The sequence below is a fragment of the Ruegeria sp. H6 genome, assembly GCF_056532975.1.
This window is the reverse complement of sequence record NZ_JBQFOA010000007.1, coordinates 36,699-57,480: the sequence shown is the minus strand read 5'-3', so window position 1 is coordinate 57,480 and position 20,782 is coordinate 36,699. Positions and strand designations below refer to the sequence as shown.

Here is a 20,782-nt window from a genome sequence, read left to right as displayed (position 1 = left end):
GCTATTTTAAGGGGTGGTTAAGGCGATCAGACCAGAACCGACCCTTTTGAATCGATCACGCCCTGCGTCTCGGCCTCGCCCAGAAGCATCTCGTTATGCGCCTTGCCCGACGGGATCATGGGGAAGCAGTTTTCATGCTTCTCAACCAGGCAGTCGAAAATAACCGGGCCGTCATAGTTGATCATCTCCATGATCGCGTCATCCAGATCGGCAGGATCGGAACAGATGATGCCCTTGGCGCCAAACGCTTCGGCGAGTTTGACGAAATCGGGCAGGGCCTCAGACCAGGAATGCGAATAGCGTTCGCCATGCAGCAATTCCTGCCACTGCCGGACCATACCGAGGCGTTCGTTGTTCAGGATGAACTGTTTCACCGGCAAGCGATACTGAGTTGCCGTGCCCATTTCCTGCATGTTCATCAGCCACGAGGCTTCGCCGGCCACATTGATAACCAACGCGTCGGGATGAGCCATCTGCACCCCGATCGAGGCGGGAAAGCCATACCCCATCGTGCCCAGACCACCCGATGTCATCCAACGGTTGGGATCTTCGAACCCCAGATACTGAGCGGCCCACATCTGGTGCTGGCCGACCTCGGTAGCGATGTAGCGATCGTGATTTTTCGTCAGTTCTTCAAGCCGTTGCAGGGCGTGCTGCGGCTTGATGGTCTTTTCACCGGCTGTATAGGCCAGACAGTTCACCTTGCGCCACTCATCGATCTGGTTACGCCACTGGGCGACCGAGGCCGCGTCGGTTTTACGCCCGCGTGACTTCCAGATTTTCAGGATGTCTTCCAACACATGGGCGACGTCACCCACGATAGGGATATCGACACGAATGACCTTGTTGATCGAGGACGGGTCGATATCGATATGCGCCTTGACCGAGTCTGGCGAAAACGCATCGATCCGGCCGGTGATCCGGTCATCAAATCGGGCACCGATATTGATCATCAGATCGCAGCCATGCATCGCCATATTGGCCTCATACAGACCATGCATGCCCAACATGCCCAGCCAATGCTCGCCAGAGGCGGGGTAGGCACCCAGCCCCATCAGGGTCGAAGTGATCGGAAATCCAGTCGCATCCACCAGTTCGCGCAACAACTGGCTGGCGGCAGGGCCCGAATTGATCACACCGCCGCCGGTGTAGAAGACAGGTTTCTTGGCTGTCTCGATTGCGGCAACCAGTTCGGTTATTTCTTCCAGATCGCCTTTCAGAACCGGCTGATAATGCGATGTCGAAGGTTTTGGCACGTGGTATTCACCGCTTGCAAATTGCACGTCCTTCGGAATGTCGACCAGAACGGGGCCGGGACGACCCGAGGTGGCGACATGGAATGCCTCGTGCAGGGTTGTTGACAGCGAATCCGTGTCCTTTACCAGCCAGTTATGCTTGGTGCAGGGGCGAGTGATGCCAACGGTGTCGGCCTCTTGAAACGCATCCGAACCGATCATGAAGGTGGGAACCTGCCCGGTCAGAACGATGATCGGGATCGAATCCAGCAGCGCATCGGTCAGGCCGGTCACCGCGTTGGTGGCACCAGGGCCGGATGTCACCAGTGCAACGCCTGGTTTCCCGGTCGAGCGCGCATATCCTTCGGCGGCGTGAACGGCACCCTGTTCGTGGCGCACCAGAATGTGGCGAATGTCGTTTTGCAGAAAGATCTCATCATAGATCGGTAGCACAGCGCCGCCGGGGTATCCGAATACCGTGTCCACGCCCTGATCCTTGAGGGCCTGAACCACCATCTTTGCGCCGGTCATCTCACGTGTCATCTGCTTTGCTCCGTTCGCGACATGTGTCTTGCATTCCGCATAAAAAAAGCCCCCGATTTTCGGAGGCGCATGGGTTCGATTATGGTTTACCGTTACCGGCCCATGCGCGTGTTTCCTACGATTACAACTAGCGTTCTCATCGCCAGAGGCTCCTTTTTGCGTTGTCGGGGACATTATGGTCGGGGGAAAGGGGCGTCAACAGGCAATTGAAAGAATTTCGTAACCTGAAACACGTTTTTTTGGACATTTTGTTGCGCAAAATGCCACATGACGAAAATTTCTAATAAAATCAGCCGCCGATCCCCGGTTCGAGGCGCCATCGCAGGTCTGAAAGCGTCAGGCCGATGTCTGAAATTGGCATGACGCGGGGTTTGCACTGCGGCAGGCTTGGCCTAGTTGCGAAACAACACAGGAGGCAGATCATGTTGCACGATCTTGTCGATCTGGGGCGTTATCCGATCGATTGCCCGGATTCACGGGCCTATGCGCAGATGATCAGCGATCTGCATCGCGATCTCGACCAGGAAGGCTGCGCGGTCTTGTCCGGTTTTGTGCATGAACAGGGGCTTGAACATTTGCTGGCAGAGGCTGACGCCGCAGCCCCCAAGGCCTATCGGTCCTTCAACAGGACCAACGCGTATTTCACCCGCGATGACCCCAATTTTGCCGTCGGGCACCCGGTCAGGCGGTTTTATGACCGCTCAAATGCGTTTGTCCCCGCGGACAACTTTGCCAAATCTGGCCCGTTGCGCCGCATTTACGAACATCCTGCGTTTTTGCCCTTTGTGCGCGACGCGCTGAGGGAAAGCCCGGAAAAGTTCTTTCGCTACGATGATCCGCTGGCGGATGTGATCGTGAATGTGGTCGAAGAAGGGCAGGGCTTTCCCTGGCATTTCGACACCAACAATTTCACCGTCACCTTGGCCATTCAGAACGGCGAGCAAGGCGGAGCGTTCCAGTATGTCCCCAACCTGCGTACCCCGCAGGAAGAGAATTTTGATGCTGTAGCCTCGGTTCTTGGGGGCAACATGGAGACGGTACACCAACTGGATTTGCAGCCCGGGGACCTGCAGATTTTCAAGGGCCGGTATTCATTGCACCGGGTTGCACCGATCGAGGGTGCGCGCAAACGCTATGTCGGGATTTTTTCCTTTGTCGAGGCCGAGGGCATGTGCGGCGGGGTCGAGCGCACGCGGCAGCTCTATGGTCGGGTTCTGCCTCATCACTATGAACGGGAAGGCAATCGAAAGGACGCTCTGTTGGACTAGGGTCAAACGGGTTAACGTGGGGCGGCATTTCAGGAGAGATTTATGGCGCAAATTCTACATCTAACCCCGTTTGTCCTTTGCAGCTCCCTGCAAAAGCAGATTGATTTCTATTGTGACCGTTTGGGCTTTGCCTGCGGGTTCAGACAGGACAATTACGCTTTCCTGACCCTTGGCAAGGTTGCCATACGTCTGCTGGAATGTCCGCCCCGGCAAGATGGGCGACCTTTGGGGGAAGAACAGTCGTTCTATATTGATGTGTCGGGCATTGATGAGTTGTTTGAAAGCCTTCAGCCCGGTCTGGCCGATCTGCCAACAGGCCGCGTGCGCGCGCCCTTTGATCAGCCTTACGGCCAGCGAGAGTTTCATGTGCTGGACGAAGACGGAACGCTGGTCTTTTTTGGGGAAGATATCACCTGATTTCGTTTTGGCACCCCGAGGGCCGCGCGATTTGGGTTCCGCCCAACCGCCGAACGTCAGAGATGTTGGGCTGTTTCGTCAGGACACTTTTTAAATTGCTCGGGTGAAACTCTTAAACTTCTGGCATCAGATTTCGGGAAATAGAAGGAAGCAAAGGTCGCTGTGTTATCAAAAGACCGCTATGAGCCCAACTCAACCGATGCTGCGACGTTAACGAACGTCGCCTTCAAGCGGATGGTATTGGAAAGGTCGAAAAGGCGTCGTCCTGCGGTGCGTACCCAAGCACTTTGCAAGTTTCAGTTAGATCAAGCCGCTTAAATCGATTGTTAGAGATGCCGTGCGCAATAAAGCTTCCTTTGAGTTCGGCTTGTATCGCTCGGTCAATCAAATGAGTCGCGTCGCGATGACTGAGCCAAGCGCTGAGATCACGCAGGGTTTCAAGTGGTGGGCCGTCGGCAGGCTCAAACGCCCCTATCCTCAAAGAGACGCAAGACATGCCGTGCTGGGTCGCATAAAGCGAACATAAGGCTTCCCCATAGCACTTGGAGACGCCGTACAGATTGGCCGGAGCAACAGCCATCCCCGGAACGATTTGCCGGTCTACGGGGTATCCTTCGATGGTTTGCGCACTACTCGCGAAGACGAAGCGGCGGACGTTTGCTTGACGAGCAGCTTCGATCAAGTGCGTTGTCGCCAGTATGTTGGCAGGCAACACATCGTCAAACTCTGCGTTCGGGTCGGGTACGCCTGCGAGATGTACAACGGTGTCCACGCCTTGGCACAAGTCCGCTGCGGCATTTGCCTCCGACAGATCAGATTGCTCAAAGCGATGTGGTTCGGGAAAGGATTGGGCAGGTTCCTTCAAATCCGTCAGCACAAACTCATACTTCTCACGATAGGCTGTAATAAATGCTCGCCCAATCCGACCCGACGAACCAGTTACAAGCACCTTCAGCATGATCATTCTCCCAAACCTCTGCGACACCTTGGTTAGCCCATGAGCGACCTAAGGCCAACGGAAAGAAGACATTCAAATCGGTCTGTTCATCGGCAGCTTAGTCCCGCGCTCCGGTCTTTAGGTCACAAATGCCTGGTGCTCGGGTCTATGTTGAATACCGCAGTGCAGAAAGCTGCTTCAAACCTCTGGATACATTGAACCAAAGATACGAGGGGCTGCGCCTGTTTCGTGTGGAAAAAGCTAAGCCGAAACCTCAGAACCTGTGCCCGGTTCCCTGAAGCATGCCGTGTTCCAGGGCGTATCTGGTCAGGCCCGCAGTGGAAGAAATTCCCAGCTTGCGCTTGATGTTCTTGCGATGGGTTTCCACGGTTCGAACGGAAATATCCAGAATTCGGGCAACCTCTTTGTTCGATTTGCCTTGCGCCAATTCCAGCAGGATCGTTTGTTCGCGCCCTGTCAGGGCCTCTCGGGTGTCCTCGGCCTTGGGTTTCAGCGAACCGCTGGCGCCGGTGCACAGGTATTGCTCGCCCCGCATGACTGCATCGATTGCCTGCTTGATCTCATCGGTGGGTACATCTTTAAGCACATACCCCTTGGCGCCGTGGCTGAGCGCGGTCGAGATGTATTCGGGGCTGTCATGCATCGACAGGATCAGGATGCGCGTTTCCGGCAAACGCTCCAGTATGATCTCGGTCGCGCTGAGACCGCCAAGCCCGGGCATGTTCAGATCCATCAGGATAACATCCGGCAAAAGGCGCGTGACCCGGTCAACGGCTTCCTGTCCACTGGACAACGTGCCGACAACCTCGATCTCATCATAGCTTTCCAGCAAGGATTGGATGCCTTCTGCAACCATGGGATGGTCGTCAACGATCAGGACCCGGATTGTATCGGACATCAGGTGCCAGCCTTTCGCGAGCTTGTGGATTCTTCCTGCGGAGACAGCAGGTGGCTCAGGGGCAGGCTGGCTTCGATCACCGTGCCGGTTCGCGAGGACAGGATGCGCAACGAGCCGTCCAGCTGTTCTATGCGCTCTTGCATGTTGCGCAACCCGATTCCGGTGTTGATCTGGCTTGAATTGCTGCGCAGGCCCCGCCCGTTATCGGTAATCCGCATTGTGGCCCCCTTCTTGTGGCCCCTGAGATCGATGGTGACCCGTGAGGCGCCCGCGTGGCGTTCAATATTGGTCAGTGCCTCCTGCGCGATACGATAGAGCGCGATCTTGCTGTCCTGATCCAGCCGGTTGCGAAACACAACGGTCGAGAATTCCGTCTCGATCCCGGTGCGGTCGCGGAAATCGTCGGTCAGCGTCTTGAGGGCAGGGCCCAGCCCCAGATCGTCCAGAACGCCGGGGCGCAGATCGCGGCTGATGCGTCGAACCTCGGTGATCGCAGAGCCCAGACTGTCGATCCCTTTTTCCAATGGGACCTGAGCACCTTTGTCGTCACCTTTACCCAACCGCCTGCGCGCATTGTCCAACGCATAGCGAACGCCGACCAGAATTTGGCTGATCCCGTCGTGAAGCTCTCGGGCCACGCGCCCGCGTTCTTCTTCCTGGGCATCAAAGACGCGCTGCGTCAGTTCCTTGAGCTTGGCATCCGCCAGGCGACGCTCGCGGATGTTGAGCAGCATCCCCGAAGCGAAAACGATCAGAACAGCGGCTAGGACGATGCCGCCAATATACATGAATGTCCGCTGCACACGCGCCTCAACTTCGGCCCGGGCATTGGCGACGGTTGCCACGATATCGTCGATGAACACACCGGTGCCAACCACCCACCGCCAGTCTTGCAGACCGACGACATAGGCAATCATTTGCGCTTCTTCCCCGGACGACGGCTTTTGCCACATGAACGTGTGCCACCCTGCGCCTTCGCGGGCGAGACGAATAAACTCGTTCACGATTGGCGTGCCATCACTGTCGGTCAGGTCGGCCCAGTTGCGGTTGATGAACTCGGTCTGCCGCGGGCTGACAAGGTTGTTGCCGTCGTAGTCATAGACAAAAAAGAACCCGTCCTTTCCATAGATCATCGCGGACAGGATTTGCGAGACAACCTTTTTGGCCTGTTCGTCATCGGGTGCCGCGCGACCGTAGATATAGGCAAAGCCGTTGCGCGCCTGCGTGACGTAATTGCGCAATTCGTCCTTCTTGGCCGCAATCAGGCGGCGTTCCAGGGCCTGGATTTCCCGTTCGGCTGTGGCACGGGACTCGTATGCCACGACAAGCGCAATCGCCGCGACCGCCAGGATCAGCGGGATCGCAGCGACAAGCGACAGCTTCTGCGCGTAGGTCAATGAGAACAGGTTTCGGAATCCTCGCATGGTCGAATCGTTACGCAAGCTGCGGGAAAATTGCAAAAGGATTGGGCGTTACCGGGTCGCAAGCTGTCTGTCACCCTGACTCAGCGATCAAAAATCGCCGAAAAACTCGCCAAATCCGCGAAAAAAGCCCCCGGTCTACGCAGTACTAGGTATTCACATTCATTAACGCGTCTTTAGGGTGGCCGCACTGTAAACGATCGCCCCGGACAGAATCCGGGCGTTGAATATGTAGGGGAGGATCACTCATATGGATCGTCGTAAGTTTCTGAAAACGTCAGCACTGGGCGGCTCGGCTGCTGCAGCCACCACACTGGCAGCACCGGCATATGCGCAGGGCAAGCGCACGCTGACCATGGTGACATCGTGGGGCCGTGGCCTTGCGGGCGTTTTCGACAGCGCACAACGTTGTGCCGACAGCATCACCACCATGTCGGACGGCAACCTGAACGTTGAGATCAAAGCTGCCGGTGAACTGGTTGGCGCGTTCGAAGTGTTCGACGCCGTGTCGTCCGGTCAGGCTGATATGTACCACGCCGCCGACTACTACTTTGTCGGTCAGCACCCGGGCTATGCGTTCTTCACCGCTGTTCCGTTTGGCATGACCGCGCAGGAACTGGTGAACTGGTACTACCACGCCGGTGGCATGCAGCTGCATGATGAACTGGGCGAAATCTTTGGCCTGAAATCCTTCCTGGCTGGTAACACCGGTGCGCAGGCGGGTGGCTGGTTCTCGAAAGAGATCAACAGCCCCGAAGATTTCAACGGCCTGAAGTTCCGTATGCCCGGTCTGGGCGGCGAAGCGCTGGGCAAACTGGGCGCATCGGTGCAGAACATTCCGGGATCGGAAGTGTATCAGGCGCTGTCGTCCGGTGCGATTGACGGAACCGAGTGGATCGGCCCCTGGGCGGACGAAAAAGCCGGTTTCCAGGAGATCACCAAGACCTATTACACCGCGGGCTTCCACGAGCCGGGCGCAGGTCTGTCGCTGGCCACCAACCGCGAGGTTTATGACAGCCTGTCGGCCGCACAGCAGAAGATCATCGAGATCGCAGCTGCGGAATGCCACCAGTGGAACCTGGCACAATTCCTGGCCAACAACGGTGCGGCGCTGCAGCGTCTGCAGGCCGCTGGCGTCAAGGTCATGGAATTCCCACAGCCCGTCTGGGATGCCTTCGGCAAAGCCAGCCAGGAAGTTCTGGACCAGTACATGGGTGACGAGCTGTTCGCGCGCATCCACGACAGCGCGATGAAGTCGATGGCTGAATCCTCGGCCTGGAACAACCTGTCGTCGGGCGTCTACACCGCCGAGCGTGACCGCGTACGCGGCTAAGGCAGAGATCAAGAAAATGGGTTCCCCTGCGTCGCAGGGGGGCCTTTCCCGTTGCGCGGGCAGCAGACTGGACAATCTGCAATAATCACACGCGCAACCGAGAGGACCTGGGGACAATATGCAGGACGAAAACGGCATCTCGTTCTTCGGCGCCCTGTGGAATGGACTGATCTGGTTCATCCAAAACATCGCCGAAGCTTTCTATAATTTCGGATACGCCATCACGCATCCGCAGCTCTGGCTGAATTGGTCTGACAAAGAAGCGATCATGCGGTTCGTCTACTACGGCGGTTCGGTTGAGTTCTTCTTTGTGATCTTCACCCTGTTTCTGGTGCTGACCGCAGTTGGCCTTTACTATCGGAACTTCATGTGGGGCATCGTCCGCGTGTTGGAGGGGTTTGCAAACACGACAGGCCGCTTTTTTGCCTGGGCCGGGTTGCTGATGGTCATCCAGCAGATCGTGATTGTTTTCATGCAGCGGGTCTTTACCCGTCCCGATATGTCCTTTGGCTTTGGTATCCCTTTTCAGATGGATATCAGTTGGTTCGCCGAGGAACTTAAGCTTTACAACGCGATGGTTGTCTGCCTGTGCTGCACATACACATTTGTGCAGGGCGGTCATGTGCGCGTTGACCTGATCTATGCAGGCATCAGTCACCGGGCCAAACGCGTGATCGATATGCTTGGCGCGATGTTGTTTATGATGCCCATGGCCGTGCTGACTTGGATGTATGGCTGGTACTTCATGTGGCGGCACCTGATCGTGCCGAAACCATCGGCCAGCGACACACTGGACCGGCTGATGGCCAAGTCCCGCGCGCTGCGCTGGAACGTGGAAACCATCGGCTTCAGCCCCAACGGGTTCAACGCCTATTTCCTGTTCAAAATCCTGCTGGTGGCCTTTGCAGGCATGGTATTCCTGCACGCTATCGCATTCCTCTATCGGTCCTATCTGGAATATGTCGAAGGACCGGAGAGCGTTGGAAAACACCTCGACAAGGACAGCCTTGGCGAGGGTGAAGAAGCCTATGAAGGCGCACATTAGGGACGGAGACCCAGACTATGTTATTCGGACTTGATGGCGTCGAAATCGGCCTCATAATCGTATTCTTCTGCCTTTTCGGAGGCATTCTTTCCGGCTTTCCGGTGGCCTTTGCCATCGGTGGGGCCGGGGTGATCTCATTCGGAATCATCGCCGCGCTGGACAGCGCAGGGTTGTTGATCCACCAGGCCATCGACACCAGTTCGACGGCCTATCGAGATCTGATCAACGCGGGGGTGAAACCGGATGTGATATCCGTGTTCCGATACCCGGATTTGCCCAGGATAGGCGAGCCTGTCTTCCCCTCGGGTTGGGAAACCGCGCTGGACCGCAACGTATCCTTTATCGTCAACCGTATGAACGAACGCGTTCTGGCCGGGCAATCCATCGAAACCCTTCTGGCGGTTCTGATGTTCGTTCTGATGGGCATCACACTGGAACGCTCGAAGATCGCAAACGATCTGCTGACCACGATGGCGCGTGTCTTTGGGCCGCTGCCGGGCGGTCTGGCCGTGTCGATTGTGGTTGTGGGCGCGTTTCTGGCAGCCTCGACCGGGATTGTGGGCGCGACCGTGGTGACCATGGGCTTGCTGGCCCTGCCGACCATGCTGCGCAACAACTATTCGCCGGAACTGGCCACAGGTGTGATCGCGGCCTCTGGTACGCTGGGGCAGATCATTCCGCCTTCGATTGTGATCGTTCTGCTGGGTACGCTGGCCGGTGACCTGTATTCAACGGCACAGGAAACGCGCGCGGTCGAGGCCGGGTGTACGGACGCGCTGACCTATCTGGGCGAGCCTGCCGTGGTTTCAGTGGGTACGCTGTTCCAGGCCGCGTTGCTGCCGGGGATCATGTTGGCACTGCTCTATGCGCTGTATGCCTTTGGCTATGCCTTGCTGAACCCGGAAAAGGCCCCGGCGGTCGAACTGTCGGGCGGCACGGGTGAGACGATCACCCGCTCGGAAGGGCTGATCTGGCTGCTGGGTGCACCGGTCGGCCTGATCGTTGGTGCGTTGCTTCTGGGCAGCGCAGGCGTAATCGGCAGCCAGAACGTCTCGGTCTCGGCCTTCTCGGACATTTCCGAAGGTGCATCCCTGCGCACGAATGTCTCGCCTGAATGTCAGGCCGCGATGATCGAGCTGCACGGACAATCCGCCTGGGATCAGGCGGTGGCCGAGCAGGAGGCAATTGATGCCGCAGGCGGAGCCTCGGAATCACAACGCCTGAGCGAAGAGGAACTGGCCGCTGCGCAGCAAGCCAAGATCGAGGCCGCAGCCCCGATTGGCAACGGTGTCGCAGTCCTGGCTATCCTGCTGGGTCTGACCCTGGTCCTGGGGCGTGGTATCGCACCGTCGAAATCGCCGCAGCCTTTGATGGTCGGCGGCATTGGATTGGTGCTGATGTTGTTGGCCGACATCCTGTTTGTGTCGCCCACAACGTCTTCGGGGGCCACATTCCTGATCCTCGCCATTCCGTTTGCCCTGGCCATGTATGGCTGCAAAGAGGCCGCAGCGCGATGCGCGACAAATGACCTGATCCGGGTGGTTTTCCCGCCGCTGGTTCTGATCATTGCCGTGTTGGGCTCGATCCTGGGTGGTGTGACCAACCCGACCCCTGCTGCGGCATTGGGTGCGGGTGGTGCCATCATGCTGGCGGCCTATCGCAAGCTGCAGGATCAGGGATTGTCGGGTCGGGTGATCATCTGGTCAACCTTCGCGGTGATCATTGCCCTGTTGATGGGCGTGAACTTTGACCTGCGCATCAACCAGGAAAACGTCTCGGTCGAAAGCTGGATCGCCTTCATTGTCGCCTATTCTGCCTATCTCTATGCGGTGTTCGGCCTGATCTTTGCCTGCTGGGTTCTGTATTCAGGTGGCGTTCTGACGCCGGTTGTGCGCGAGACGGCCAAGGTGACCTCGATGGTCTTTACTATCCTGATCGGGTCGCAGTTGCTGAACCTTGTGGTGATCTCGTTCGGTGGGGAGCATTACATCCAGCAGTTCCTGCGGAGCTTTGACAACGAGTTCACGGTCTTCCTGATCGTGATGCTGGTGCTGTTCATTCTGGGCTTTGTGCTGGACTTCCTTGAGATCATCTACATCGTGATCCCGATTGTCGGGCCGGTGATCTATGGCGGGTCGTTCGATCCGAAATGGGTGACCATCATGGTTGCGGTGAACCTGCAGACCTCGTTCCTGACGCCACCGTTCGGATTTGCGCTGTTCTATCTGCGCGGGGTTGCCCCGAAAGAGGTCACGACAGGGCATATCTATCGCGGGATCATCCCATTTGTGATCATTCAGGTGGTCGGGATTGCGATCCTGTGGTTCTTCCCGACAATCGTGACAATCGTTCCGGATTTGATCCCGAACTGATCCAACGAAAAAAAGGAGGCCTCACCGGGCCTCCTTTCAGTTTCAGGTCTGGGGATGCGTGATCCTTGCAAAGGCCTGCTCTGTTTCGTGATCGACTTCCAATTCCGAGAAATCGATCCGACCTGCATCGGGATTGTCGAACACGCTCTGATCCAGTTTGCCGGTCTTTTGGCCCACGATCGTCGTTACAACCGCATCGCCCGTGATGTTCACAACCGTGCGCATCATGTCGATGATCCGGTCGACGGCTAGGATGATGCCGATCCCTTCCAGCGGCATGCCCAGCTGGTTCAGAACCATCGCCAGCATGACGATGCCAACACCGGGGACGCCAGCCGTACCGATCGAGGCCAGGACCGAGATCGAGATCACCGTCAGATAGCCTGCCAGCCCGAGTTCAATGCCATAGGCATTGGCCAGAAAGACCGTGGCGACCCCGTGCATGATGGCTGTGCCGTCCATGTTGATCGTGGCACCCAGCGGAATGCCGAAGGCCGCAACCGAACGATCCACGCCGATCCGCTGTGTCGCGCACTGCATGGTGGCCGGGATCGTCGCGTTCGAGCTTGAGGTCGAAAACGCGAACACCTGGGCCGAGCGGATTTTGCGCAGGAAAACGCGCGGGCTCAGCCCGGTGACGAAATACAGCAACGCCATCAGTGTCACACACAGGTGGAACACCAGCGTCAGGCTGATCGTGGTCAGATAGCCGATGACGGGTGCAAACAGGCCGAACCCTTCCAGCGCAAAGGTCCGCGCGATCAGGCAGAACACGCCGATCGGCGCAAAGGCCATGACGATCCCGACGATTTTCATCGCCAGCTCGTTCATGAATTCACAGCCTTCGACAAAAGCCTTGGCGCGGGATCCCATCATCAGCACTGCAATGCCGACGACGATCACGTAGAAGATGATCTGCAACATCTCTCCGTTTGCCAGGGCCTGCACCGGGTTGCGCGGGATGATGTTGGCCAGAATATCCCATGTGGTCTGGTTGGGCAGCATCGTTTCGACACCGTCCGCGGCCAGGTGCATGCTTTCAAACCCCTTGCCGGGTCCGATGAGCGTGGCAAAGACCAACGCAGTGATAACGGCCAAGGCGGTGGTGGCCAGATAGGTGACAAACGTCATGCTGCCCACGCGGCCCAGCAGTTTGACGTCGCCAATACCAACCACACCACACAGAAGGGAAAAAACCACCAGCGGTACGACCAGCATTTGCAGGGCGTTCAGAAACATCCGTCCAACCATGGACAAGGCGCCATCCACCAGATGCACCTGCAATGCAGGAATGCTCAGGTGGTTGAGAACCAGTCCCAGGATGGATCCCAGCGCCAAGGCGATCAGGATCTGCGTTGTCAGGTTGGCCGAAACCAGTCGGCGTGCGGCGTTCACCATAATTTCCCCTCCTAAAACACGGCGACAGCAGGTTGGGGGCCTGCCGTCGAACAAGAAACTGCGCATTCTGAAAACGTCCTGCACCTGCAGGCGAGGCGTTAATGAAGATGCTGGCCCAATCTGGTGACGCCACGTAAGGTTTCAACCGCACGCGGTTTGATGGGGTGTATATCGAGGCGTTTCAGCCGCTCAAACCCCGTGGATCACATTAGGGTAGAGGTGTATCAAATTGTTTTTAAATCACAAAAAGATATCATTAACTCAAGATTAAGAAAACTCAATCAAGTCCCAACGGTTGCCAAACGGGTCGTTCCAGACCGCGACGGTTCCGTAAACCTCGACCCTGGGCTGTTCCTCGAACACGACGCCAGCCTTCAACATGGCCGCATGATCGCGGTGAAAATCGTCAGTCTCAAGGAAAAACCCGACTCGTCCTCCGGTCTGGTTGCCGATGGCCTTTGACTGGGTCGCACCGCGCGCTTTTGCTAGCAAAAGCGCGGCTCCGTTGCCTCCGGGCGGGGCAACAAGAACCCAACGTTTGCCTCCGCCCAAATCAATATCTTTCACCAGTGTGAAATTCAGCGCAGAGGTATAGAAGGCAATCGCCGCATCGTAGTCCGGAACCACCAGCGTGACGGCGTGCAGGCTCTGCCGCATCCTGTGTCAGCCTTTGGTCGGGTGACGATCTGGCAGTTGGATATTTGCCACTTGCTCGGCAATGGGCGGAGACGAAAGCGGATGATGCGTCGCATCCGCGAACCGGTCGGGATTCTTGATTTCCTGCCATTCGCCCAGCACATAGGCCTGAAAGCCTGAAAACTTGGCTTTGTAGCCCATCTTGGGGCTGCCGGGGACCCAATAGCCCAGATAGACATAGGGAAGACCGGCCTCGCGCGCGATCTCGATATGATCGAGGATCATGTAGGTGCCCAGCGAATCCGCATGCAGCGTGGGGTCGTAGAACGAGTAAACCATGCTCAGCCCGTCATCCAAGACATCGGTGAGGCTGACGGCGATCAACTCTTCGGTTTCGGGGTCAGCATATTCCACAACGCGACTGCGGATCGGTGTCTCTTCGATCATGGCGGCGAATTCGAACACGTCCATGTCTGCCATACCACCATCCGCATGGCGCGCATCCAGGTACCGGCGGAACAGATCGAACTGTTCGTCGGTTGCCCAGGGCGAGGTCGCCCGGCGTTTCAGGTAGGAATTGCGCCGCAAAACCCGCTTCTGGCTTTTGCTGGGGCGAAAGGCCGACACATCGATGCGCGCCGACAGGCAGGCCGAACATTCGGTGCAGGACGGGCGATACAGGACGTTCTGGGATCGCCGAAAGCCCTGTTGGGACAGGCAATTGTTCAACTGGTCCGCGCCTTCACCCTGCAAGGCCGTGAACAGCTTACGCTCCATCCTGCCCTCAAGGTAAGGGCAGGGCTGAGGAGCCGTCACATAGAACTGTGGCGCAATTGGAAGGGTGTGTCGCATGAAGGTCCCAAGTTTCCCGCAAGGGGGATGATAGCAACGGTTTCTGGGCCCGCCAAGTGATTCACGCGATCACAGTTTCAGGCCCGGCGGTTGATCAGAACCGTTCCCAGAACCGAGTCGGTGAGACCCTGTCCACGGGCATTGGTCAGCATCATGATGACCGAGATAATCTGCAAGATCGGAAAGGCCATGCTGACAAAGTAACCTGCGGTGTGGGCCACCGCTTTGCCGGTATCCATCCGTTCACCGAAGGCATCGCGTAATTCGACACCCATGAACCGCATTCCCAACGTAGCTGATCCGTTCGAGATCGTAACGACGCGATAGATGAAACTGACCACGCCGTAGATGAAGGCAAAAATGAACAGGCCAAGCCCTGCGGTGAACAAAATCGCGACCGTGCACAGCAATGAGATAAAGGCGATATCGAACAGCCAGGCGACAAACCTTTTGGTCGCGACGGATTGATAGAATTCCGGCTGTCTGTCGGGATCGGGAAGATGAGTCATTCAGGGTGGTCCAATTGAAAAGTGATAAAGAACCCTGTCCCGATTTCCGGGGCAGGGCAAGTTTGCATCAGGCGGTCTCGCCATCCTTGTCGTCGCGATTGTCGCGGGCGCGTTCGTCCATGAACTGATCGAACTCGGCCTTGTCCTTGGCTTCGCGCAGGCGGTGCAGGAAAGCCTCGAAGTCCTTTTGCTCACGCTCAAGACGGGCCAGCGTGTCGGATTTGTAGGCGTCAAAGGCGCTGTTGCCCGACGGTTTCATCGCCGTCATGTGGCTGTTCCAGTTGGTACGACGGCTGCAGGATTTGCTGAACATGCGTTTGCTCCAGATCATATAAGCCAGAAAGGCCAGCCCAACGGGCCAGAAAAAGATAAAGCCAAGGACCATTGCGGCGATCCAGGCCCCTTTGCCCTTGCTATCCAGCCAGGCCTCGGCGCGGTAAAGCCAACCTGGGTTCTGCGGGACGGCGGTGTCGGACAATGCGGTCATGTTGTGGTCTCCGGGTTAATGTAAATGTTGTTTACATTCCCTAGGTGGGGTGCCAATCCGTGGCTTGCAAGGGGGTATGTGAAAAAGATTTACATTTTCTCGCGCACGCCAATCGGTTGACGCCGAACGGGATCGGGCGCAGGTTCCGCATATGCAGATAAGTGAACACAAATCTCCTCCGAGTCTCGACGATATCCTTGCTTTGGAACGGCAGGTCTGGTCGGCGTTGGTCGAAGGCGATGCCCAGGCTGATCGGGCGTTGCTGAGCCCGGATTTTCTGGGTGTTTATCCGACCGGATTTGCCAACCGGGATGACCATGTGGGCCAGTTTGCCGATGCGCCGACGATGGCCAAATACGAGCTGAGCGAAACGCGACTGCGCGTGCTTGGCCCCGATATCGTGCTGCTGTCCTACCGCGCGGATTACCTGCGCCCGAACCAATCCGGATGGGAGGCGATGCTGATCTCATCCTTGTGGGAGCGGCGGAATGACGTTTGGGTCAACAGCTTCAGCCAGGACACGCCGGTAGAACGCCCATGACAGGCCCGTTGCGTGTCACGCGCGTGCCGCGCGCCTTTGACGCGGCTCTGGGCGCGGAAACCAGCGCGCTTGTGGGCGATTTGGGGCCTGATCAGGCGGCCTTGATCACAGGGGTTGCGGGCACCAGCCCTTATCTCAAGGGCCTGATCGAGCGCGAACGCGATTGGATGCCGCAGGCACTGGACGATCCCGATCATGCATTGGCGGCCGAGATGCAGGCCGCCCGCGATCTGCCGCCCGATCAGTTGAAACCGGGATTGCGGCAGGCCAAGCGCCGGATTGCTTTGCTGACCGCCCTGGCGGATATCGCGGGGGCCTGGCCGCTTGAAACCGTTACGACGGTCCTGACTGATTTTGGCGCTTTGGCTGCGGATATTGCCGCCAAGGCCGAGATTGCCAACCTGATCCGGCGGGGCAGATTGCCGGGGATGACCGCCGATGATGTCGAAACGGCAGCAGGTATGGTCATTCTGGCCATGGGTAAGATGGGCGCGCACGAGCTGAACTATAGCTCGGACATCGACCTGATCGTTCTATTTGACGAAACCCGGTTTGATCCGGACGACTTTTACGATGCCCGCCACGGCATGGTGCGGGCCACGCGGAATTTCTGCGCCACGCTCAGCGACAAGACCGCGGATGGCTATGTCTTTCGCACCGATCTGAGGCTGCGGCCCGACCCTGCGGTCACCCCGGTCTGTATCGCGATGGAGGCGGCAGAGCGGTACTATGAAAGCCTGGGCCGCACCTGGGAACGCGCGGCATATATCAAGGCGCGGCCTTGCGCCGGGGATATTGCCGCCGGGGACCGGTTTCTGGAGGCGCTGCGCCCCTTTGTCTGGCGGCGGCATCTGGATTTCGCGGCCATTCAGGATGCCCATGACATGCGCCTGCGCATTCGGGAAAACAAAGGCACCGGCGGCGCGTTGTCCATTCCTGGACATGACATGAAACTGGGGCAGGGCGGGATACGTGAGATCGAGTTTTTCACCCAGACCCGGCAATTGATTGCCGGTGGGCGTGATCCTGAACTGCGCCTCCGCGGCACGGTGCCGGGCCTTGCCGCGCTGTCGGCAAAAGATTGGGTGCCCGAAGACGTGGCCCGGAAACTCACCGACCATTACCGCGCCCATCGCGAGGTCGAACATCGCATTCAGATGATCCACGACGCCCAGACACATAAGGTGCCAAAATCCGAAGACGGGATCGAGCGTGTGGCCTGTCTGATGGGGATCAGCAGTGAGGCGCTGACCTCGGATTTGCGGCAACGCCTGACCGAGGTCCACGAGTTGACCGAGGGGTTCTTTGCCCCGGGCCACGCCGCGCCGGCCCCGGCGGCACCAGAGGTCACGTTCGACAGTGGCGTGCTGGCCCGGTGGCCGACCTATCCGGCCCTTCGGTCCCAACGCGGCGCCCGGATATTCGAGCGTCTGAAGCCCGAACTTCTGTCCCGACTGGCCAAAACCGCGAAACCGGAGGAGGCGCTGTTGGCGCTGGACGGTTTTTTGGCCGATCTGCCCGCAGGCGTGCAGTTGTTTTCCCTGTTCGAGGCCAACCCGCATCTGATCGACCTGTTGGTCGATATCGTGGGGACGTCACACGCCTTGGCCTCGCACCTGTCGCGCAATGCCTCGGTATTTGACGCGGTGATCGGCGGCAGCTTTTTCACCGACTGGCCGGGACAGACCACGCTGCAAGCCGAATTGGCCGAGGCGCTTACAACCGAAACCGACTATGAAACGCAACTGGATTTCGCCCGGCGCTGGTGCAAGGAATGGCATTTCCGGGTCGGGGTGCATCACTTGCGCGGGCTGATCGACAGCGCGCAGGCGGGCCAGCAATATGCCGACCTTGCGCGCGCGGTCATCGCGGCGATCCTTCCTTGTGTGGAACAGAACTTTGCCGCCAAGCACGGACCGGCCCCGGGTCGGGGGGCGGCGGTTCTGGGTATGGGATCGTTGGGGGCAGGGCAGATCAACTCGCAATCCGATCTGGACTTGATCGTCATCTATGATCCTCTGGATCAGGATATGTCGGACGGGCGCAAGCCCCTGGCAACGCGTACATATTATGCCCGCTTCACGCAGGCATTGATCACCGCGCTGTCAGCCCCGATGTCTCAGGGGCGGCTCTACGAGGTGGATATGCGCCTGCGCCCGTCAGGCAATCAGGGGCCCGTTGCTACCAGCTGGGCCAGTTTCACCAATTACCAGCAAAACGAGGCATGGGTCTGGGAACATCTGGCCCTGACGCGGGCGCAAGTCATAGCCGGCGACAGTGGTCTGGCAGCCGATATCGAAAATTTCCGCACCGAGCTGTTGCACCATCCGCGTGACCGGGCTCAGGTGCTGCGCGAAGTGGCCGAGATGCGAGATCGTCTGGCCGCGGCCAAAGCGCCAGCGGGTATCTGGGACGCAAAAAACGGTCCTGGTCGCATGATGGATATCGAACTCATCGCGCAGACGGGGGCTTTGCTGTCGGGCAGCGCGGATCGGGATGTTCACGCCGGGCTTGATGGCGCGGTCGCGGTTGGATTGTTGGATGTCGCCGGGGCGCAAAGCCTCGGGCACTCCTATGATCTATGTTGGTCCGTGCAATGCGCCGAGCGTCTGCTGTCGGGCAAGGTGATCGAAGCGGACAAGATCGGCGAAGGCGGAGCAGCCTTTCTTTGCCGGGCCACGGGGTTCGCGCAGGTCGGTGATTTGCAGGCGGCATTGCACGACAGTTACACAACCGCCGCTGACCTGATCGGTGCAGCGGTGCAGGAGGGGCAGGATGGCACGCAGCAATGATCCCAACGATCCAAAGGGCCTGATCCGCGAGGCCTATCGCATAGATGGCATCGCACTGCCCGAATGCCGTAGCATTTTTCTGGATTGGGCTCTGTCCCTGCCAGAAGATCGCGACCAGCAACAGGCTTTGACCGCGCTGCACGCCGCATATTCCGCACAAGCCGTTGACCATCCCATGACACAGGTTCTGAAAGAAGGGCTTGAGACTGCAAGAACGCCCAAACGTCGCGGAGGGTGGCGCGCCCGCAACCGATAACAGGGCTTTCCCGCCCGCGCGAACGCGACTAAGAGGGCGGGCATGACCCAAACCGCCGATCCCCCCCGCATCCGTCTCAAGCCCAAAGCCAACGCGCGCGGCCTGCGCCATGGCATTCCCTGGGTCTATGCCAATGACATCGTCACGGATCGCCGCACGCGCAAGATTGCCGCCGGTGCGCTGGCCATTCTCGAAGACGACAAACGCGCGCCGATCGCGTTGGTGGCGGTCAATCCAAATTCAAAGATCATGTGCCGGGTGTTGGATCGCGACCTTGACACGCAACTGAACGCCGAATGGTTCGAAACCCGCCTGCACCGCGCTCTGCAGATGCGCGAACAGTTGTTTGATGCGCCGTATTACCGGCTGGTCCACGCCGAGGCGGATGGGTTTCCCGGTGTCATCATCGACCGCTTTGGCGATGCCTGTGTCATCCAGCCCAACGCCGCCTGGGCCGAGGAACGTCTCGATTTGCTGACCGACGCATTGATCAAAGTCACCGGGATCAAAACCGTTCTCAAAAACGCATCGGGTCGCACACGCGGGCTCGAAGGTTTGGATGATCAGAACCATACCCTGCGCGGCACGGCCCCGGATGCGCCTTTGCCCGTGCCTATGAACGGCGCAACCTATATGGCGGACCTGACCGGGGGTCAGAAGACTGGCCTGTTCTATGACCAGCGTCCCAACCATGCTTTTGCGGCGCGGCTGGTTGGCGCAGAGGCACAGGTGCTGGACGTATTCAGCCATGTGGGCGGTTTTGGTCTGGCCATGCTGGCAGGCGGTGCGGCCCATGCGGTCTGCGTCGATGGCTCTGCTGCGGCGCTGGATCTGGCGACACAAGGGGCCAGCGCCTCGGGCTTTGAAAGCCGATTTCAGGCGCGGCAAGGCGATGCGTTCGACGTGCTGACCCAACTGGGCGCAGAAGGTGCCCGGTTCGATGTGGTCATCTGCGATCCGCCGGCCTTTGCCCCGTCAAAACAAGCGCTCGATGCGGGTTTGCGCGCCTATGAACGCGTTGCGCGCCTTGCCGCGCCATTGGTAAAGCCGGGCGGTTATCTGGGCCTATGTTCTTGCTCTCACGCGGCCGATTTGGGCCGGTTTCGCGACGCCTCGGCGCGCGGTATCGGGCGGGCCGGACGTCAGGCGCAACTGATCCACACGGGCTTTGCCGGACCGGATCATCCGCAATTGCCGCAACTGGCGGAAAGCGGGTACCTCAAGGCGGTATTCTTCCGTCTATGAAGGCCGTTCTGGATACCTGCGTCATCTACCCGACGGTGATGCGAGAGATGTTGCTGGGCGCAGCGGCACTTGGCCATTTCACTCCGGTCTGGTCCGCGCGAATCCTCGAAGAATGGGCCCGCGCCGCCCGCAAGCTCGGTCCCGAGGGCGAGGTGCAGGCCCGCGCCGAAATTGCCCTGACCCAAACCCAATGGCCCCGGGCGGAACAGCGCCACGATGGGGGATTGGAACAGCGTCTTTGGCTTCCCGACAGCGCCGACATTCACGTGTTGGCAACGGCGATTGCGTCCTCGGCCGACTTGATCGTCACGATGAACGCCAAGGATTTCCCACGCAATATCCTCGCCGAAGAAGGATTGGACCGCCGCGACCCCGACACCCTGCTGCGTGGGTTTTGGGAAGATGATCCTCAAGGCATAGAAACACTCGCGACACGGGTTCTGGGGCAGGCAAACCGGCTGTCAGGTGATGTCTGGAACTTGCGCGGGTTGATGAAAAAGGCGCGCCTGCCAAAGCTGGGCAAGGCCCTGGCCGCCTAGCTGGGAGCCTTTTCATCTCGCAAAGCATGGCGCGAAA

At 58.5% G+C, this 20,782-nt stretch carries 19 protein-coding genes; 10 read left to right on the top strand and 9 right to left on the bottom strand.

The window, feature by feature from the left end:
• Positions 1-26: 26 nt before the first annotated feature.
• Positions 27-1,778, bottom strand: coding sequence for an acetolactate synthase 3 large subunit (locus tag ACR0AG_RS13355; RefSeq protein WP_480839621.1), 1,752 nt, complete (start codon positions 1,776-1,778; stop codon positions 27-29).
• Between the two features lie 422 nt (positions 1,779-2,200).
• Here ACR0AG_RS13355 and ACR0AG_RS13350 point away from each other — a divergent pair, with 422 nt between their 5' ends.
• Entirely contained in the window at positions 2,201-3,046 is an 846-nt protein-coding gene (locus ACR0AG_RS13350) for a HalD/BesD family halogenase (protein WP_480839619.1), read from the top strand.
• A 42-nt stretch (positions 3,047-3,088) separates the two neighbouring features.
• Complete coding sequence (locus ACR0AG_RS13345) at positions 3,089-3,463, top strand: bleomycin resistance protein (RefSeq protein ID WP_480839617.1); 375 nt, start codon at positions 3,089-3,091, stop codon at positions 3,461-3,463.
• Positions 3,464-3,689: 226 nt separating this feature from the next.
• Here the strand turns inward: ACR0AG_RS13345 and ACR0AG_RS13340 are convergent, their stop codons facing one another.
• The 3 genes from ACR0AG_RS13340 to ACR0AG_RS13330 all read right to left on the bottom strand — a co-directional run bounded on the left by ACR0AG_RS13340 (position 3,690) and on the right by ACR0AG_RS13330 (position 6,743).
• Positions 3,690-4,421, bottom strand: coding sequence for an NAD-dependent epimerase/dehydratase family protein (locus tag ACR0AG_RS13340; protein WP_480839615.1), 732 nt, complete (start codon positions 4,419-4,421; stop codon positions 3,690-3,692).
• Between the two features lie 253 nt (positions 4,422-4,674).
• Positions 4,675-5,319, bottom strand: coding sequence for a response regulator transcription factor (locus ACR0AG_RS13335; RefSeq protein ID WP_480839613.1), 645 nt, complete (start codon positions 5,317-5,319; stop codon positions 4,675-4,677).
• The gene (locus tag ACR0AG_RS13330) at positions 5,319-6,743 is read right to left on the bottom strand and encodes a cache domain-containing protein (RefSeq protein ID WP_480839611.1); all 1,425 of its coding nucleotides are present in this window, start codon (positions 6,741-6,743) and stop codon (positions 5,319-5,321) included. Before ACR0AG_RS13330 ends, ACR0AG_RS13335 begins: the two co-directional genes overlap by 1 nt.
• Positions 6,744-6,990: 247 nt before the next feature.
• On the opposite strand from ACR0AG_RS13330, the gene ACR0AG_RS13325 reads away from it, so the two are divergent.
• The 3 genes from ACR0AG_RS13325 to ACR0AG_RS13315 all read left to right on the top strand — a co-directional run bounded on the left by ACR0AG_RS13325 (position 6,991) and on the right by ACR0AG_RS13315 (position 11,490).
• Positions 6,991-8,073, top strand: coding sequence for a TRAP transporter substrate-binding protein (locus tag ACR0AG_RS13325; RefSeq protein WP_480839608.1), 1,083 nt, complete (start codon positions 6,991-6,993; stop codon positions 8,071-8,073).
• Positions 8,074-8,191: 118 nt separating this feature from the next.
• Positions 8,192-9,118, top strand: a complete 927-nt coding sequence (locus ACR0AG_RS13320; protein ID WP_480839606.1) for a TRAP transporter small permease subunit — start codon at positions 8,192-8,194, stop codon at positions 9,116-9,118.
• A 17-nt stretch (positions 9,119-9,135) separates the two neighbouring features.
• Positions 9,136-11,490 (top strand): TRAP transporter large permease, encoded by a 2,355-nt coding sequence (locus tag ACR0AG_RS13315; RefSeq protein ID WP_480839604.1) that lies wholly within the window; start codon positions 9,136-9,138, stop codon positions 11,488-11,490.
• 42 nt (positions 11,491-11,532) lie between these two features.
• Here ACR0AG_RS13315 and ACR0AG_RS13310 read toward each other — a convergent pair whose 3' ends face one another.
• The 5 genes from ACR0AG_RS13310 to ACR0AG_RS13290 form a co-directional block, all read right to left on the bottom strand.
• Positions 11,533-12,888 carry a dicarboxylate/amino acid:cation symporter gene (locus ACR0AG_RS13310; protein WP_480839602.1) on the bottom strand — a complete coding sequence of 452 codons (1,356 nt, stop codon included), beginning with the start codon at positions 12,886-12,888 and terminating at the stop codon, positions 11,533-11,535.
• Between the two features lie 267 nt (positions 12,889-13,155).
• Positions 13,156-13,545 (bottom strand): VOC family protein, encoded by a 390-nt coding sequence (locus tag ACR0AG_RS13305; RefSeq protein ID WP_480839600.1) that lies wholly within the window; start codon positions 13,543-13,545, stop codon positions 13,156-13,158.
• 6 nt (positions 13,546-13,551) lie between these two features.
• Positions 13,552-14,376: an arginyltransferase gene (locus ACR0AG_RS13300; protein ID WP_480839598.1), complete on the bottom strand. Its 825-nt coding sequence runs from the start codon at positions 14,374-14,376 to the stop codon at positions 13,552-13,554.
• Between the two features lie 77 nt (positions 14,377-14,453).
• The gene (locus tag ACR0AG_RS13295; protein ID WP_480839596.1) at positions 14,454-14,885 is read right to left on the bottom strand and encodes an RDD family protein; all 432 of its coding nucleotides are present in this window, start codon (positions 14,883-14,885) and stop codon (positions 14,454-14,456) included.
• Between the two features lie 67 nt (positions 14,886-14,952).
• Positions 14,953-15,372: a DUF2852 domain-containing protein gene (locus tag ACR0AG_RS13290; RefSeq protein ID WP_480839594.1), complete on the bottom strand. Its 420-nt coding sequence runs from the start codon at positions 15,370-15,372 to the stop codon at positions 14,953-14,955.
• 151 nt (positions 15,373-15,523) lie between these two features.
• Between ACR0AG_RS13290 and ACR0AG_RS13285 the strand changes: the two genes are divergently transcribed.
• The 5 genes from ACR0AG_RS13285 to ACR0AG_RS13265 are packed head-to-tail and all read left to right on the top strand — an operon-like array spanning position 15,524 to position 20,745.
• Positions 15,524-15,913 carry a DUF4440 domain-containing protein gene (locus tag ACR0AG_RS13285; protein ID WP_480839592.1) on the top strand — a complete coding sequence of 130 codons (390 nt, stop codon included), beginning with the start codon at positions 15,524-15,526 and terminating at the stop codon, positions 15,911-15,913.
• Positions 15,910-18,705 carry a [protein-PII] uridylyltransferase family protein gene (locus ACR0AG_RS13280; protein WP_480839590.1) on the top strand — a complete coding sequence of 932 codons (2,796 nt, stop codon included), beginning with the start codon at positions 15,910-15,912 and terminating at the stop codon, positions 18,703-18,705. Before ACR0AG_RS13285 ends, ACR0AG_RS13280 begins: the two co-directional genes overlap by 4 nt.
• Positions 18,689-18,961, top strand: a complete 273-nt coding sequence (locus tag ACR0AG_RS13275) for a hypothetical protein (protein ID WP_480839588.1) — start codon at positions 18,689-18,691, stop codon at positions 18,959-18,961. Before ACR0AG_RS13280 ends, ACR0AG_RS13275 begins: the two co-directional genes overlap by 17 nt.
• A 42-nt stretch (positions 18,962-19,003) precedes the next feature.
• Positions 19,004-20,206, top strand: a complete 1,203-nt coding sequence (locus ACR0AG_RS13270) for an RSP_2647 family RNA methyltransferase (protein ID WP_480839586.1) — start codon at positions 19,004-19,006, stop codon at positions 20,204-20,206.
• Entirely contained in the window at positions 20,203-20,745 is a 543-nt protein-coding gene (locus tag ACR0AG_RS13265) for an RSP_2648 family PIN domain-containing protein (RefSeq protein ID WP_480839584.1), read from the top strand. Before ACR0AG_RS13270 ends, ACR0AG_RS13265 begins: the two co-directional genes overlap by 4 nt.
• Positions 20,746-20,782 lie beyond the last annotated feature (37 nt).